The organism is Pseudomonas sp. PvP027, assembly GCF_017833005.1.
Classification (GTDB): domain Bacteria; phylum Pseudomonadota; class Gammaproteobacteria; order Pseudomonadales; family Pseudomonadaceae; genus Aquipseudomonas; species Aquipseudomonas congelans.
Window position 1 is genome coordinate 5,843,387 of sequence record NZ_JAFIBK010000001.1, and the last position, 16,005, is coordinate 5,859,391.

The following is a 16,005-nucleotide window of genomic DNA, read 5'->3' on the forward strand; positions in this document are numbered from 1 at the left end:
GGCGCTTCGCTATATAGATAAATATATAGCGGCAGCCTGTTGTTCTGAAAGCACTGTTTTATCGGGGAGACAGAATTTTCAACGCATTTTCAGCCAGTTGCCGCGTCAGCTCGGTGGCACCCAGCTGATGTTTGATACCGACTGCCTGGCCCGCCCAGAGGTTCACGAAGTCACCGCTGCCCAGTTTTTCCGCCTGCGCGCGCAGCGGCATCAAGGCCCCGCCCGCCAGCGGAAACGCCGGGGCGAGTGGGCTGATGGGGCCGGCCTCACGCATGATCCGGTTGACGATGCCTCGCGCCGGACGCCCGGTGAAGAGGTTGGTCAGCGCGGTCTGGCTGCTCGTGGCATCGTGCAGGGCTTGGCGATGCAGGGCGCTGACGCTGGCTTCCGGGCAGAACAGATACGCGGTTCCGACCTGTACCGCCGAGGCGCCCAGGATAAATGCCGCAGCGACACCGCGACCGTCTGCAATACCGCCTGCGGCGATGACCGGAATGCTTGTCGCGTCAGCGATTTGCGGGACCAGCGCAAAGGTGCCGACCTGGGTGTGCAGTTGATCGCTGAGGAACAGCCCCCGATGACCGCCTGCTTCGTAGCCCATGGCAATCACTGCATCGCAGCCATGTTGCTCCAGCCAGATAGCTTCTTCGACCGTAGTGGCTGAAGAGATGATCTTTGCACCCGTGGCCCGGACCCGATCCAGTAACGATGGCTGAGGAAGGCCGAAATGGAAACTCACCACTTCCGGCCTCAAGCGCTCGATCAATGCGCAGCTGTCGCTGTCGAAAGGTGCGCGGTTGGAGACCGGTGTTGGTGCATCGAAATCGGCACCCAATTCCTCGTAATAGGGCTTGAGCGCCTGCTTCCAGCGTTCGGCGCGCTCGGCATCGTAGGCCGGAGACTGATGGCAGAAGAAATTCAGGTTCAGCGGAGCGTTGCCGGTGTGCTCTCGGAAAGTTGATACCTCCTGGTCGATTTTCTCAGGGGTGAGCATGGCGCAGGGCAGCGCTCCCAAGCCGCCAGCCCTGGCCACAGCAATAGCCATCTGCGATCCGCTGGCGCCGGCCATGGGGGCTTGCAACAGGGGCAGTTCGACGGCGAACAGTTCAGTGATGCGGCTATCTGGCCATTGGTTCATGTGTCTCTCCGGCAGGCATTCGGGAAGTGTTCATTGAGCGCGAGAATGGTGTGAATGGCAAACGCCACGTCGAACGTCGACAAGCCGGCAAGTCCGCTCGGTTGACATAAAAAACGATCGGTCTACTATTCGGGCATGACTCAACCAACCATCCCGCTATCGACTCCCTCACTCGCCAGGCCCCGGCGTCCCGGCCGGCCGCCGAAAGTGGACCGTGATAACCTCGAGACCCGCGAGGCGCTGCTGCGTCGCGGTCTGGAAGTGCTCACCGAGCAGAGTTTTTCGGCCACAGGGCTGGATCACATCCTCAAGGAAGTCGGTATTCCCAAAGGCTCGTTCTATCACTACTTCCCCAGCAAGGAAGCCTTCGGCCGGGCGGTACTGGATGAGTACGCGCGCTATTTTGCGCAGCGACTGGACCACTGGCTGCTGGATGAAGCGCTTGCGCCACTGGAGCGACTGGTCGGCTTTGTGCAGAGCGCCAAGAGCGGTATGGCGCGACACGACTATCGACGCGGTTGCCTGGTCGGCAATCTTGGCCAGGAAATCAGTCTGTTGCCGGACGGATTTCGCGACGTACTGGAACAGACACTGCTGGACTGGCAGTCGAAACTGGCGGGGTGCCTGAGGGCTGCGCAGTCAATGGGCGAATTGGCCGCAGATGCTGACTGCGATGAGCTGGCCGCGTTTTTCTGGATCGGCTGGGAAGGTGCAGTACTGCGTGCCCGGCTGGTCAAAAGTGCTACACCACTGAACACATTCATTGCCGGCTACCTTCGCGGTCTGCCGCAATGATTTCTCTTCAGATCTATTTAAAGACGATCAGTCTAAATTGGAGGCGCATATGTTCAAGGGCATCTTGATCGACAAGGACGAGGCGGGCTACCACGTCAATCTGAGTGATATCGACGAAGCGCGGTTGCCCCCGGGCGACGTGACGATAAACGTGTCGCACAGTACGCTCAACTACAAGGATGCGCTGGCGATCACCGGTCAGAGCCCGATCGTGCGCAGCTTCCCGATGGTGCCGGGCATCGATCTGGCCGGTACGGTCGAAGCCAGCGATACCCCTGAGTTCAAGACCGGGGACAAGGTTCTGCTCAATGGCTGGGGTGTCGGCGAAGGGCATTGGGGCGGCCTGGCGCAAAAGGCCCGGCTCAAGAGCGAATGGCTCATTCCGCTGCCACAGGCCTTCACGCCGGCGCAGGCGATGGCCATCGGCACGGCGGGCTACACCGCGATGCTCAGCGTCCTGGCACTGGAGAAGCACGGTTTGACGCCTGACCACGGCGATGTGCTGGTCACCGGCGCGAATGGCGGGGTCGGCAGCTTTGCCATCGCCATCCTGGCCAGGCTCGGCTATCGGGTCATCGCCTCCACCGGGCGGGCCTCGGAAAGTGACTACCTGAAGCAACTCGGCGCGGCGCAGATCATTGAACGGCAAACCCTTTCGCAGCCGGGGCGGCCTCTGGCCAAGGAGCAATGGGCGGCGGCAGTCGATTCTGTCGGCAGCCACACCCTGGCCAATGTGTGCGCCGGTATTCGTTATCGCGGTGTGGTGGCGGCCTGTGGTCTGGCGCAGGGCATGGAGTTTCCCGGGTCGGTTGCGCCGTTCATTCTGCGCGGTGTCACGCTGGCGGGTATCGACAGCGTGACTCGCCCGCGCGCAGACCGGCTGGAAGCCTGGTCGAGGCTGGCGAGCGACCTGGACATGTCGTTGCTGCCGTTGATCAGCCGTGAAGTCGGCTTGAGCGAGGTGATCGACCTCGCGCCACAATTGATTGCAGGCCAGGTCCGTGGCCGGATCGTGGTGGATACCGCACGCTGAGTGAATCAGAGCGCGTCGGCACTGGCACACACGAGTGCGCCCAGTGCGCGATGCACCTGTGCTGTGCCGAGCCCGGTTTCGCATAATTGCAACGGCGTGCGACCGCCGAGTGAGGTGTTACGGGCAACCAGCCACTGGCCGGCACGTTCGGGCGTTGCAAACACCTGCAGCGCGTGGCTGGCAATCATCGCCACACGGTCCAGGCGTTCGGAGGCCACCAGGTCCAATAACTTTTGCTGGCGCTGACGGCGTTCGAGGGTTGAAATCGATGCGTTGAACAGCGCTTCCATTTGCGTGGGGCCAAGGGCCAGCGCGTCCCGCACTGCGCGGATCCAGCGAGGCGCAAAGCCCGCCTGAATGTTGGTCAGGCGTTCGGCTTCGCTGCGCTGGCTGAGCTGGTGGGTCAGCAACCAGAAACTGGCCGCTGCCTCACGACGGCCACGTGTTTTGCTGGCAGAGGACGGAATCAAGGTGTGTGCCAGCCTTCGATGGCGGAAAGGACGGCAAGGCTATCTCAGGCAACGCGTCGTTCAAGCAGCAGGATGTTACCGGGGGTTGCCTGACGGGAAAGGTGGTCCGCTGCAGCGCAGGTGTAGCGCCAGAGCCCTCGTGCTAAAGTCGGTCGCCTGAATACGAATGAAAAGCGCCGTGGCTGTTGGCACGCGCTTGCACCAGAAAAGGCGTCGCTCCCTATGCCGCACGACCCTCACACCGACCAGGACGCACGCATTGTCAGCCAGCCTTCGCTGCCCGACGTCAACAAGCCGCTGCGCCTCTACCTCGATCGCCTGGCGCCTTCTAGCCGCCTGACCATGACCTACGTTCTGCAGGATGCGGCGGACCGGCTGGGCATGGCTGACGTCGATATTCATGATATTCCCTGGCACACCCTGCAACCCGGCCACGTGACCGCGCTGGTCGCAACGCTGCGCCAGGATGACTACGCGCCCAATACCACCTCGCTGTATGTGAATGCCATTCGCGGCGTGATGAACGAAGCCTGGCGGCACGACCTGATCAGTCACGATCAACTGTTGAAAATCCGCTCGATAAAACCGGTCAGCGGTACGCGACTGGTCAAGGGCCGCAACATCCGTCGCACGCTGATTCGTGAGCTGATGGAAGCCTGTGCTGCCGACCCCAGGCCGCAAGGGCGTCGCGATGCGGCGATCATTGCAATTCTGTATGGCTCGGGGATGCGCAAGTCCGAGTCGGTCAACCTCGACCTTTCGCAGATCGATTTCGCCGAGCGCAGCCTTCGGGTGCTGGGCAAAGGCAACAAGCAACTGATCAAGTACGCCCCCGAATGGGCCTTCAAGGCGCTGAACGACTGGCTGGAACTGCGCCGGTCGTGCCTCCAGCCGGGGCAGGGCGATGACCCGTTCCTGTTCAACCGGATCCGCCGTGGCAGCCATATCACCCGCGACAGAATCACCAAGCACGCCATCTACTTCATCGCCAAGCAGCGCGGGCGCCAAGTGGGCGTGAACATCATGCCCCACGATTTTCGACGTTCGTTCATCACCCGGGTGATCGAAGAGTTCGATCTGTCGATTGCCCAGAAGCTCGCGCATCACACGCACATCTCGACCACCGCCAGTTACGACATGCGCAGTGACAACGAGCGGCGCAACGTTGTGGACGGGTTTGATCTTTGAGCAAAAAAAAGCCACCTCGCGTAAACGGGGTGGCTTAAAAGATCTAACCAAAGGAGTGATGAAGCAGAGCAGAGATTCATCGGCATCGCGACGCGGATTCGCGAGTCCGGGAGAAATGTTCGTTCATCGCCGGCAACGTTAACACCGCCGCTGCCGATTCAGTTATCAGCGTTATCGATAGCCGTCATCGTCAAAAAAAATAGGACGGTGCACCGGTCTGCGGATCGCCATCCAAAAACCGGATAGTTCGACCCTGAGCTATCCGGCAATCGGATAGCCAATAACTGGCAACAATTTCATGCTTTGCCGCACTTGAAACGTACGGGACTGAGCATGGAAAAGTTCGATATACACCGTAAAACCCGATTCGACTCGCTGGTACACGAGTACGGGCTGGATGGCAGCCGCCTGCTGCCGTGGGAAGGCTACCCGATGCCGTTCGCCGGTGGCTGGTGCGTGGTCCGTCCGGGCACCTGCAGCGAAGCACACACCCAGATCGATCAGGAAATCTTCATTGCCATCAAGGGCAGTGCGCGTCTGGTTGTCGGTGACAGGCAGATGGATTTCACCGTTGGCGATATCGCCGCCATTCCGAAACACACCAACCATTACGTCATCAACGATTCCGCCGAGGACTTCCACTTCTATGTGGTCTGGTGGGACATGAACTACGTGAACGCGTTCGTGGCGCAGCACAGCGAGACCACGGGGTGCATGGATGAGTAAGTTCATCGTCACCATTACGCCGCCGACCCCCAACGGCGATTTGCACATAGGCCATATCGCCGGGCCGTTTCTGGCCGCTGATGTCTTTACCCGCGTGCAGCGCCAGCGTGGTCACGAGTGTGTGTTGGTGTCCTACTCCGACGATTACCAGTCCTACATGCTGCGCAAAGGGCTGGAGCAGGGCGTCGACCCGGTCGAGCTGGCCAGGCGCAACTCCGACCGTATCGAAGCCTCGCTGGCGGCTATCAACATACAGCCCGACAACTGGATGCGCCCGCACGACAACCCGTGGTTCGCCGAAGCGGTTGGCGAGGTGTTCGGTGCGCTGCGTGATGCTGGCGCGATCGAATGTCGGGATTCCAGCGAGCCGTATTGCCCTGATTGCGATGTCTGGGGCTACGAAGCCTTTGCCCGGGGCAACTGCAATTATTGCGGTGCCGAGTCCGACGCCAGCCAGTGCGAGAACTGTGCCCAGGCCCCTGATGCCGAGTTGATGACGGACTTGCGCTGCAAGCTCTGCAGCCAGCCCTCGCAATGGAAAAACGCCCATCGCGCGTTTCTGAAACTGGCCGGGTTCAAGCCGCAGTTGCGTGACCGCCTGCTGGGCCAGTCATGGCGCAAGCCGCTCGACAGCTGGTTGCGAGACAGCCTGGAGCACCTGCACGACTGGGGCGTCACGCGTCCGGGCGACGCCGGGCTCGACCTGCAGGCTGACGGCTCGTGCCGGGTGCACACCTGGTTCATGGGGCTGGCGGGCTATATGGCGGCATTTCGCGAGTATGCCGACCGCGTCGGGCGTCCGGAGCTGTTTCGTCAGTACTGGCAGTCGGGGCAGGGCACGCTGGTGCATTTTCTCGGCTTTGACTGTGTGTTCAGCCACGCCATCGTCTATCCGGCGCAACTGTCGGCGCTGCGCGACATCAAGGTCCGCCAGCGCTTTATGCCCAATCAGTTTCTCAAGCTGGACGGCCTGAACCTGTCGACCAGCCGCAACCACGCGATCTGGGTCGGTGACCTGGCCCGCGAAGCCTGCGCCGACAGTGCGCGCCTGTATCTGGCGAGCATGGCACCCGAGGAAAGCGAAGGTGATTTCCGCCTGGCGCAGTTCCTTGCATGGCGGGCAGAGGTGTTCAACGAGTTTTTCCCGGCCTTGCTGAACGCCGGAAGCAACCGCGACGACAGCTGGTGGAGCGGCCTCTGCGGGGCAGACGCCGGACTCCTGGAAGCGTTGCGCGTGCAATGGAGCAAAGCCTCGGAGCCTGCGCAGTTTTCGATGAAACGCATGGCTCAGGTGCTGCTGGATGCGATCGCCATTACTCGCACGCGTCTGGCCGAAGGTCGCCCGGTCAGCCATCTGGCGGCATTCATCGCGGTGGCCGGCAAGGCGCTGATTCCGGACATGTCAGTGCAGATCATCAGCGCGTTCGGACTCCCCGAGGCCCGCGTCAGCGCCACGCTCATGAACGGCGCGGCCGCTGAATACTCCATCTGAACGGATTCACGACAATGCTTATCGATTATGAGATAGCGGTCATTGGCGCTGGGATCACCGGCGCCAGTATCGCGGCGAAGCTGTGCAGCGCCGGTGTGTCGGTCGCGCTGATCGACAAGGGTGCAGCCGGCAGCCTGGGTGCAAGTGGTTATTCCGGCGGACTGGTTCGCCTGTATGACAGCGATCCGCTGCTGATGGAGCTGGCGGCCTATTCCATCAGCCTGATGGACGATGGTGTTTTTGCGACCACTTACGCCACTGCGTTACGGCGTACCGGGGTGATTTACCGGGCTGCCACGGACCAGCTGGATAACCTGCACCGCGCCATCGACCAGTACGGCAGCGAACGCTACCCGATGCGCCTGCTGTCAGGTCATGAGCTTGATGGCAGGCGCTACCCGCATTGCCCGACGCTGGAACGGCTCAACCTGTTCGAACCGCGTGCCTGCGTCGGCAATGTGCGCCAGGCCGTCGCCGCGCTGTGTCAGTCGGTACGCCAGCAGGGCTTGCTGCTTGAGCATCGCGAGATCAAGTCCATCGACTGCCGTGCGCCCGACCTCGTGCACATCGACCTGGGCAGCGCCACGCTGCGTTGCCGGGCCGTGGTGGTCGCTGCCGGTGCCTGGAGCCAGCACCTGGTGCCGCACTCGGGGCTGGAAGCACGCTCGATTCCGCTTGCCCGGGTGCTGACCGAAAGCGACTGGTCAATGCCGGTGATCGATGCGGTGACCCAGAGCTACGGCATACCGCTGACTCGGCATATCGTGCAGACCGGCTGTGGCGCGCGCGACAGCGGCCTGTGGCCCGAGCACCTTGCGCAGCCTGACGCACGGCATGCCGAGGACGCCTGCAAGCGCATCGCCCAGTTGTGCGCCTCGACAGGCAGGCCGCATGTGCTCGATGTGTTGCCCGGTTTCGACAGCTACAGCGCCGACGGTCGACCGATGCTGGGGTTCTGCGCCGAGCGCAGCCCGGTGTATCTGGCTGCAGGCATGTCCGGGCTGGGCTTCAAGTTCGCGCCCGGCTTGGCGCAGATTGCTGCCGAGCAACTGCGCAGGCATCTGGCCGGAACGGATCGCGCTTGTCCTGGCTGGTCGGCATTGTCGCCAGGCAGATCGATGCCGGGCTTTTCGGCACAAGGCGTCGAACCGACGAGCGTGCAGTCGTGATGTCTTCGGTCGATTCGCGCCTGCCGGGCTTGCGGGTCGGGGTCAGCGCTCTGTTCGACCCTGATGAAACGCCGCATGCACGGACCTTCATGAGGGCGCTGGCAGTGGCGCGCAATTGCATAGCGGGACTTGAGCGAGTGCAGTGGCACTTTCTCGACGACGCTGCCAATGCCGTTCGCGGGGCCGATGTGGCCCGGCACATGATCGACTGGAAGGCCGATCTGGTCATCGGGCATTTCTCTTCGGATGCAGCCATGGGTGCTGCGCCGCTGTATCGGCACGCCGGCATTGCCCTGCTGACCCCCGCAGCGACGATTGATTGCCTGACCCTTGAGCACCACAACGTGTTTCGTTTCTGCCCCTCGGACCGGCAACTGGCGGCGGATCTGGTGCGCTGGCTGGCGACTCGTCATTGGCCGCGTGTGCATGTCCAGGCCGACGACAGTGCTCACGGTCAGGCCTTGGGCGTTGCCATCAGCGCGGCGCTGGCTGGTGCCGGGTTGCAGCGTGTCGACGAGCCTAGCCAGGCCGATGTCGAGGTGTTTGCCGGACGCCTCAAACCCAGTCGCGAGCATTGGCAGGCGCGACGACAAGCCGGCAGTACCCGACCGCTGGTGCTGACCGACGACGCTGCCTCGCCGTATCTGGGGCGCGCCGCTGCGCACGACAGCAACACCTTCGTGATCGGCTTCGGAGCCCCTGACAGCGCCGGAAACCGCTGTCAGGCCGAGGTACTTCACCGCTCGCTGTTCGCTGCCGAGCCACAGACCTACTTTCGCGAAAGCCTGCTGATGCTTTACGTGCTGGCCGAGGTGGCCCGCGGCGGTCTTCGCGCCGCGCAACTGCCGGACGCGTTTCGGCACAGCACCTTCAACACACCGCTGGGCGCGGTCAGCTTCGATCAGGGCGAGCTGCGCAGCGCGACGACCTGTGTCTGGACACCAGGCCCCACGGGGCTGAGCCGCATCACCCGATAGCCCCAAAACACCGCTTCACACCAACTCTAAGGACAGGAACTTCATGGGTAACTCGACACCACACACCTTGCATTCGGACGCCGTCTGTATCGGCTTCGGTCCGGCCGGTATCGCGCTGGCCTGCGCGTTCGCCGATGCGCGAGAGGCCAACGACCCGCTGGGCGCGCTGTCCGTTCGCTATCTGGAAGCTGCGCAGGACAGCCAATGGCATCGCGAACTGCTGCTGGCCGGAACCGACATCAACCATCACGTATTTCGCGATCTGGTGACCCCGCGCAACCCGCGCAGCCGCTTCTCGTTCGCCATGTACCTCAAGGAACAGGGGCGAATGTTCGATTTCGGCCTGCTGGGCCGCCCCGCCAGTCGGCATGAATGGTCGGACTATCTGGCCTGGGTCGCGGCACAGGTGGACAGCCAGACCTGCTTCAACACGCCGGTCACCGGGATCGATCCGGTGCTGCGTCATGGGCGCCTGCATGAAGTGCGCGTGTGCACGCCGGATACCTGCTTCACGACGCGCAATGTCGTGCTGTCCAGCGGCAGTGCTCCGCGTATTCCGCACGCTTTCGAGGCGCTGGTCGGTCCGACGCTGTTTCACACGTCGCAGTTTCTGAGCCGCCTGCAAGCCTTTGGCGAGCACCTGCCCAAGCGCTGGCTGGTACTCGGTTCGGGGCAGAGCGCCAGTGAGTCGGTGCTGGAGCTGGTCAGCCGCGACCCCGGCATCGAAGTGCATTCAGTGCATCGCTCGGCCGGTTTCAAACTCACCCAGCTGGGCCAGTTCCCCAACCGGGTATTTGCCCCCGATCACGTCGATTATTTCCATAGCCTGGACCCCGCCGCGCGGCAGCGTTTTCTCGACTGGAGCCGCTCGACCAATTACGCAGGGATCGACCCGGACGAAAGCCAGAAGCTGTTTTCGCTGATCTACGAAGACTCCATCGCCGATCGCAAGCGCCTGCAGACCTACGCCTACAGCGTGATCAGCGCCATCGAGCCCGTCGCCGAGGGCTACCGGGTCGAGCTGACCGACACCTTCAGCCAGCGCACCCAGGTGCTGGAGGTCGACGCCGTGGTGCTTGGCACCGGGTATCAGCAGTACCTGATACCGCCGTTGTTGAGTGGTTTGCAGCCATGGCTGCAGGCCGATGTCGACGGTGGCCTGCTGATCGATAGGGATTATCAAATCGCCACCCAGGGCGAGTGCGACGTGAATATCTGGGTCAACGGTCTTTCCGAACGCAGCCACGGAATCAGTGACAGTCAGTCGTTTTCACTGATGGCGTTGCGTGCCGAGCGTATCGCCACGGCCCTTCAGCAGGCTGTAGCACCGGCAGCCGAACCTTTGCTGGCCCAGTGGAAGTGAAGCCCATGTACAACTCTCTTTGCGAAATCGTTCACGATCAGGCCTTCCTCAAGGTGACTGGCCTGGGGGCCGATTTTTTCCTGAAAATGGAATCACTCAACCCGGCAGGCTCGATCAAGCTCAAGACCGCCGTGGGGCTGATCAATGACCTTCAGGCGCGGGGACTGCTGGGCCCGGATACGATTCTGATCGAGTCCTCGTCGGGCAATCTCGGGGTGGCACTGGCGATGATCTGCGCTGAACGGGGCATCCCGTTTACTTGCGTGGTCGACCCGAACAGCTCCAGCCACAACATCCGCATGATGCGCAGCTACGGCGCCGAGGTGATCCAGGTCGAGGTTCCGGACGCCAACGGCGGGTTCCTCGGGACGCGCATCGAGCTGATTCGCGAAAAAGTGGCCAGCGACCCGCGCTACGTATGGCTCAATCAATACGAGAATGCGGCCAACCCGCGTGCCCATGCGCGAACCACGGCGCGTTCGATCAGCCAGCATTTCGGCCATGTCGATTACGTGTTCGTCGGTGCCGGCACCACTGGCACGCTGATGGGCTGCATTCAGCATTTTCAGCGCCATCATCCAACCACCCGAATCATTGCCGTAGACAGCGTCGGTTCGGTGACCTTCGACACCCCGGCCAGCCGGCGTTTCATCCCCGGATTGGGCACCAGCCAGCGCCCGCCGATCTTCAACGCTGATGGCATTCATGCGCTGGAAATGGTCCCGGAATCACACACCGTCGCCATGTGTCGCATCCTCGCGCGCAGCAAGGGAATGTTGGTCGGCGGGTCCACCGCAACGGTGATTGCCGCGGTGCACGCCTGGCGTGAACGCATCGAGCCCGGTTCGGTGGTCGTGGCGTTGTCGCCGGACTGGGGCGAGCGCTACCTGGACACTCTTTACGATGACCATTGGGTCGAACAGCGTTTTGGCCGTGAAGTGCTGAGCATGACGCTGGCGGACCTTTCCTCGCCAGTGACCGAGACATGCCCGGGCAGCATGAAAACGCCTGCGCTTTCCCCGCATTCAAGCTGGACGGTGTGGCTGGCCGCCGAGCGGCTTAAGCGGGCGGCTTTCCATGTGGTCGACGGTGCGGTGGTTGCGCGCTTGCTGGCGGCAGACCCGCTGGCCTGTATCGATGATGTGCAGGCGGCGTATCTGGCCCATGAGGCTGGTCACACGATCAATCCCGACAGTTACTTTCTGCGCTTTGCGCAGGCGCCGGCCAATCGCATCATTGCCTTGCCCGCCAGCCTGTCGGGCGAGCAGCCGGTCAGTGGCATCAAATGGATTTCCAGCTTTCCGGGCAATATCGACACGGGCCTGCAACGCGCCTCGGCGGTGCTGATCCTCAACGATCCATTCACCGGTTATGCCTTTGCCTGTCTGGAAGCCTCGCGCATCAGCGCCATGCGCACGGCGGCCTCGGCGGTGCTCGGCGCGCGCTGGATGAGTCGCCAACAGCGTCACGTGGGGCGAATGTCGTTCATCGGCGCCGGTTTCATTGCCCGCACCATCCTCGACATGTTTGTCAGCGATGGCTGGACGATGGAGGCGGTCAGCGTCTTTGATCAGCACCAGGACTCGGCGCTGGCGCTGGTCGGGCATGCCGCCAGTCGCCACGGACTGAACAGCGAGCCGAGCGACCTGGCGACGTGCCTGCAAGCCGATGTGGTGGTGTTCGCCACCACCGCGCCAAGCCCTTATGTATTGGAGCCGGTGTTTCAGCCGGGGCAACGGGTGCTGAACATCTCGTTGCGCGATCTGGGGCCGGAGGTCATTGCCCAGGCCAACAACATCCTCGATGACGTCGAACACTGCCTCAAGGCTCAGACCTCGCCTGACCTCGCCGTGCAGCAGTATCAGCATCGTTCGTTCATTACCGGGACGCTGGCACAGCTGATGACCGGGCAAGTGGAGCTGAGTCCGGACAAGGCCTCGATCTTTTCGCCGTTCGGGCTCGGCGTGCTGGACCTTGCCGTGGGGCAGCGGGTGTATCGCCAGGCGGTGGCCGAGGGCAGCGCTTTGCCGGTGCCGCAGTTCTTCTTTGAATCGGCGCGCTGGTGATGGCCATGCAGACGCATACCGTCGCCATTATCGGCATGGGCTCACGCGGATTGAGCATTCTGGAGCAGTTGATCGGCATGAGCCGCCACGCCGTGCGGCGAACGTTGCGTATCGAGGTGTTCGATCCGCAGCCGCCGGGCAGTGGGCTGCACCTTGCGCAGCAGCCGGATTACCTGATGCTTAACACCATGGCCGGTCAGTTGTCAGCGTTTTCCTCGGCATTTCCGGCGTGTGAATGGCCTGGCCCGACCTTTTTGCAATGGTGCAGCCGTGAGGATATACGCCTGGATGCGCGTGGCCATGTCAGCCTGGATGGGCAGGGCAGAGCGGTGGCATTTGGCGACTTCGTGCCGCGTGCATTGCTCGGGCGCTATTTGCAGGACAGTTACCGCTTTCTGCTGCAACGCTGCCCGGCGCACGTGACGGTGCGCCACCACGCCGAGCAGGTTCTGAGCTGCCGTCCCAGGTCGCAAACGCCGGGTTTCCGGCTGCGTACCGGCAGTCTGGCAATGGACGTCGACGGTGTGTTCCTCACCAGTGGACACACACCGTCAACCGCCGCGCAGCAGGACGTCGGCGAATGTGTCGTCATCGAGGGCCTGGGACTCACGGCCATGGACACGCTGGCCCATCTGACTGAGGGGCGCGGCGGACGCTACGTGCGCGATGGCGGCTTCGCCGGCTGGCGTTATCTGCCGTCCGGACGCGAGCCCAAGGTGGTGATGTATTCGCGTAGCGGATTGCCTTTTCATGCCAGGCCGCAGTGGCACCCCTGCCGTCACGCACCGTTGCCGAGGCTGTTTTTCACGGCCGAGGCAACAGCCCGTTTGCGCGAACAAAGGGAAGGCGGGCGGCTCGACTTTCGCGCCGATGTGCTGCCCCTGATCAAGGATGAAATGCGCGCTGTGTTTTATCAGGCCAAGGTGCGGATGGAGGGGCCAGACCGGTTGCCCTCTGTGCAGCGCCTGCTGCGCGAGTCAATCGCCAGGCCGGCAGTGTTTGCCCGCCTGGCGGAGCAATGGGGTGCATTCGATCCCGAGCACTGGCTGGTCACCCAGCCCTGGTCTGGCGCCGAAGGCACGTACGAGCAGTGGTTCGTCGACTGGATCAAACGTGACCTGGCCCTGAGTCGGCTGGGCACCGCGCACAGCCCGATCTGTAAGGCATTTGAGGTCTGGCGCGATTATCGCGACCTGTTGCGTCTGGTCGCCGATCGCAACGGCCTGACCGAGTCCTCGACGCTGGAGTTCTACGGCACTTGGGCAGGACTGAGTAACCGTCTGGTCGGCGGGCCACAGAAGGAACGCCATGAAGACCTGCTGGCGTTGATCGAAGCCGGGGTCGTGACGGTCTTGCCGCCGACGAGTGACGTACAGCAGCCGCACAACTGCCTGCCTGCCCGGGTCGCCCACAGCGGCGTGTCGGGCAGTCGTCAGGGGTTGATCAACGATCTGCGCGAGCACGGGCTGATTCGCGCCGCCCATGCCTGGCCTGCCGATGGCATCGACACCGACGCAGCGGGCCGCGCAATCGGTCGCGACGGTGAGGTGCAGCAGCGGTTCTGGGTTCTCGGGCCCGCCGTGGAAGGCTGCACGTTCTACAACCACTACGTACCGACACCTGATCCCACCTGTCGCGCGCTGATCGAGGCGCGTCGGGCGGTCGAGTCGTGCCTGGAGACGCTGATAAACACAACTTCAAGTGGCATCACAATTCGGTTGAATAAAGTCGCTCAACCTATTAATTAAAAAGGAATTATTGCTATGTACGAAATCACTTTGCTGACCGCCCTCGCGGGTGCGTTCATCGTGCTGATCATCAGCCCCGGTCCAAACTTTCTGGTGATCACCCAACTCTCGTTCAGCCAGTCGCGGCAGCAGGGCATCTGTGCCGGGCTGGGTGTTGCCTCGGGCAGCATTCTCTGGGCCTTGCTGGCCGCCACCGGCTTGGGGCTGGTATTTCAGCAGTTGCCATGGGTGCAACCGACGCTGCAATTGCTGGGCGGTGCCTACCTGACCTGGCTTGGCAGCAAAAGCCTGCGCAGTGCCGGCAGCCAGCCCAAACCGAGGGACATCGCTGCGCTGGGTATTGGCAGCCTGAGCCGCGCCTATCGGTTCGGCCTGCTGACCAACCTGACCAATCCCAAGGCGCTGGCGTTCTATACCAGCGTGTTCACCACCGTGACCACGCCGGGCATGCCGATGTGGGTGCGTACTGCGGGTGTATCGATTATCGCGGTACTGGCGATTTCCTGGTTCGTGCTGCTTGCCACGCTGTTTTCGATACCTGCGGTACAGGCGCGCTATCAGCGCATGAAAAAGGCCATCGACATCGTCACCGGCCTGTTCATGATCGCGTTCGGCCTGCGCCTGCTGATCGGTTTGCTGCCTGCTGGCTTCATTCACTGAAATCATCTGTAAAGGAATACCTGAATGCACCGCAACGACTGGCACTACCCGACTTCCATCCGCGCAGGCGCAGGACGCGTCAACGAGCTGGCCGACGCCTGCAGGGTGACCGGCACAAAACGTCCGCTGCTGATCACCGACAGCTTCCTCGGCAGCACCGACATGATCGCCAGCGCCGTGGAGGACTGCCGCAGTCAGTTGGGCCACTGCGGCCTGTTTGACCGGGTCAAGGGCAACCCGACCGGCACCAACGTCGCCGAGGGGCTGCACGCCTACAGAGCCGGAGGCTACGACGGTGTGATTGCGTTTGGCGGCGGCTCGGCGCTGGACGCTGCCAAGGCGGTAGCGCTGATGTCGGGCCAGACCCGCCCGTTATGGGATTTCGAAGACATCAATGACAACCACCTGCGCGCCGATCCGGATGGCATTGCGCCGGTGATCGCGCTGCCGACGACGGCCGGGACCGGCTCTGAAGTAGGGCGTGCGTCGGTGATTACCGATGAGCAGGCGCAGGTCAAACGTACCATCCTGCACATTCGCATGATGCCGCGCATCGCGATTCTGGATGCCACGCTGACACTCGACCTGCCCAGGCACTTGACCGCCGCCACCGGGGCCGATGCCTTGACGCACTGCATGGAGTCCTGGTGTTCGCCGGCCTGGCACCCGATGGCCGAAGCGGTTTCGGTCAAGGGCATGCAGATGATCAAGGCGTTTTTACCGCGCGTCGTCGCCGACGGGCAGGACCTCGAGGCGCGACAGCAGATGCTGGTGGCCTCCAGCCTTGGCGCCGCTGCATTTCAGCGCGGTCTGGGTGGCGTACACGCGATAGCACAGAGCCTTGGAGCGCTCTACGATCAGCATCATGGCTTGCTGAACGCGATCCTGCTGCCCTATGTGCTGGAGGCCAATCGCTCGGTGCTGCAGACGCAAATGGACGATCTGGCGGTTTACCTGCGGTTGCCGTCGCCCGGTTTCTCCGGGGTGATGGACTGGCTGCTGACGCTGCGCGAGCAGATTGGCATTCCACATACGCTGGGCGAGATCGGTATCGATGATGGCGACGCCGAGCGGGTCGGGCGGATGGCCTTCGCCGATGGCTGCTCGTACACCAACCCGATTCGCCATTCGGCGGAGGTCTACGCGCAGATCTTCAGCCGTGCAGTCAGGGGCGATTGAA

The 16,005-nt window shown here is 62.6% G+C and carries 14 protein-coding genes; 12 read left to right on the forward strand and 2 right to left on the reverse strand.

All coding sequences use genetic code 11. From position 1 onward, the window contains the following. Nucleotides 1–58 precede the first annotated feature (58 nt). Nucleotides 59–1,138, reverse strand: coding sequence for a nitronate monooxygenase (locus JOE33_RS25505; protein WP_122694164.1), 1,080 nt, complete (start codon nt 1,136–1,138; stop codon nt 59–61). 135 nt (nt 1,139–1,273) lie between these two features. Here JOE33_RS25505 and JOE33_RS25510 point away from each other — a divergent pair, with 135 nt between their 5' ends. Together JOE33_RS25510 and JOE33_RS25515 are read left to right on the forward strand one after the other, a co-directional pair. Continuing rightward, nucleotides 1,274–1,933, forward strand: coding sequence for a TetR/AcrR family transcriptional regulator (locus JOE33_RS25510; protein ID WP_187626237.1), 660 nt, complete (start codon nt 1,274–1,276; stop codon nt 1,931–1,933). Nucleotides 1,934–1,982: 49 nt separating this feature from the next. After that, a complete protein-coding gene (locus JOE33_RS25515) occupies nt 1,983–2,966 on the forward strand; it encodes an MDR family oxidoreductase (protein ID WP_122591747.1) in 984 nt (327 codons plus the stop codon). A gap of 5 nt (nt 2,967–2,971) precedes the next feature. Here JOE33_RS25515 and JOE33_RS25520 read toward each other — a convergent pair whose 3' ends face one another. After that, entirely contained in the window at nt 2,972–3,436 is a 465-nt protein-coding gene (locus JOE33_RS25520; protein WP_122694161.1) for an antitoxin Xre/MbcA/ParS toxin-binding domain-containing protein, read from the reverse strand. A gap of 222 nt (nt 3,437–3,658) precedes the next feature. On the opposite strand from JOE33_RS25520, the gene JOE33_RS25525 reads away from it, so the two are divergent. The 10 genes from JOE33_RS25525 (at nt 3,659) to JOE33_RS25570 (ending at nt 16,004) form a co-directional block, all read left to right on the forward strand. After that, entirely contained in the window at nt 3,659–4,624 is a 966-nt protein-coding gene (locus JOE33_RS25525) for a tyrosine-type recombinase/integrase (protein ID WP_010430045.1), read from the forward strand. A 333-nt stretch (nt 4,625–4,957) separates the two neighbouring features. Further along, a complete protein-coding gene (locus JOE33_RS25530; RefSeq protein ID WP_010430047.1) occupies nt 4,958–5,350 on the forward strand; it encodes a cupin domain-containing protein in 393 nt (130 codons plus the stop codon). Next, nucleotides 5,343–6,842, forward strand: coding sequence for a methionine--tRNA ligase (locus JOE33_RS25535; protein ID WP_032612981.1), 1,500 nt, complete (start codon nt 5,343–5,345; stop codon nt 6,840–6,842). Before JOE33_RS25530 ends, JOE33_RS25535 begins: the two co-directional genes overlap by 8 nt. A gap of 14 nt (nt 6,843–6,856) precedes the next feature. After that, on the forward strand, nt 6,857–8,011 hold the full coding sequence (locus JOE33_RS25540) for an FAD-dependent oxidoreductase (protein ID WP_122694159.1): 1,155 nt from the start codon (nt 6,857–6,859) through the stop codon (nt 8,009–8,011). After that, nucleotides 8,011–8,988 (forward strand): ABC transporter substrate-binding protein, encoded by a 978-nt coding sequence (locus tag JOE33_RS25545; RefSeq protein ID WP_240009430.1) that lies wholly within the window; start codon nt 8,011–8,013, stop codon nt 8,986–8,988. The genes JOE33_RS25540 and JOE33_RS25545 overlap by 1 nt, the downstream gene beginning before the upstream one ends. 43 nt (nt 8,989–9,031) lie before the next feature. Next, the gene (locus JOE33_RS25550; RefSeq protein ID WP_122694156.1) at nt 9,032–10,351 is read left to right on the forward strand and encodes a SidA/IucD/PvdA family monooxygenase; all 1,320 of its coding nucleotides are present in this window, start codon (nt 9,032–9,034) and stop codon (nt 10,349–10,351) included. 5 nt (nt 10,352–10,356) lie between these two features. Beyond that, nucleotides 10,357–12,417: a 2,3-diaminopropionate biosynthesis protein SbnB gene (gene sbnB, locus JOE33_RS25555; protein ID WP_209924144.1), complete on the forward strand. Its 2,061-nt coding sequence runs from the start codon at nt 10,357–10,359 to the stop codon at nt 12,415–12,417. Then, complete coding sequence (locus tag JOE33_RS25560; RefSeq protein WP_187625794.1) at nt 12,417–14,165, forward strand: FAD/NAD(P)-binding domain-containing protein; 1,749 nt, start codon at nt 12,417–12,419, stop codon at nt 14,163–14,165. Before sbnB ends, JOE33_RS25560 begins: the two co-directional genes overlap by 1 nt. A gap of 15 nt (nt 14,166–14,180) precedes the next feature. Next, entirely contained in the window at nt 14,181–14,825 is a 645-nt protein-coding gene (locus tag JOE33_RS25565; protein WP_187625793.1) for a LysE family transporter, read from the forward strand. Between the two features lie 24 nt (nt 14,826–14,849). Beyond that, entirely contained in the window at nt 14,850–16,004 is a 1,155-nt protein-coding gene (locus tag JOE33_RS25570) for an iron-containing alcohol dehydrogenase (RefSeq protein ID WP_187625792.1), read from the forward strand. The last annotated feature ends 1 nt before the right edge of the window (nt 16,005 follow it).